This window comes from Pseudomonas sp. UBA3153 (assembly GCF_002364635.1).
In the GTDB taxonomy this organism is placed as follows: Bacteria; Pseudomonadota; Gammaproteobacteria; order Pseudomonadales; family Pseudomonadaceae; genus Pseudomonas_O; species Pseudomonas_O kuykendallii.
This window is the reverse complement of the sequence record NZ_DEYR01000070.1, coordinates 5,787-6,230: the sequence shown is the minus strand read 5'-3', so window position 1 is coordinate 6,230 and position 444 is coordinate 5,787. Positions and strand designations below refer to the sequence as shown.

Sequence of the window (444 nt, the reverse complement as noted above, 5' to 3'; positions counted from 1 at the left end):
CACCGTGCGCGCCGACGCCGAACAGCGCGCCGCGGGCCAGCGCGCTGCGCAGCGGCAGCCACTTCAGCAGCAGGCCGCCGACCAGCGCGCCGAACACGCCGGTCAGCATCACGAAGATCGCCGTCAGTTCCGGCACGCCGCCCAGGCCGGTGGCGATCGGCATGGCGAACGGCGTGGTGATCGAGCGCGGCACCAGCGACAGGCTGACGGGGCTCTCCAGCGCCAGCGCATTGGCCAGCCACCAGGAGCTGAGGATGGCCACGGTGCTGCCGGCGAGCATGCCCAGCGACAGCGCGGGCCAGTGCCGTACCAGCAGCGCGCGCTGCTGCCAGATCGGCACGGCGAAGGCCACGGTGGCCGGGCCGAGCAACAGCACGAGCAGGTGCGTGTTGCTGGAGTATTCGGCGTAGGCGGTGTGCAGCGGGATCGCCACCGCCAGCAGCA

Annotated in this window: 1 protein-coding gene; it reads right to left on the bottom strand. The window is 72.5% G+C overall.

Going from position 1 to position 444, the window contains the following annotated elements; translation table 11 throughout:
* A partial coding sequence (locus B2X67_RS16060; RefSeq protein ID WP_286786094.1) for an LrgB family protein occupies positions 1–444 on the bottom strand: 444 nt, incomplete at both ends.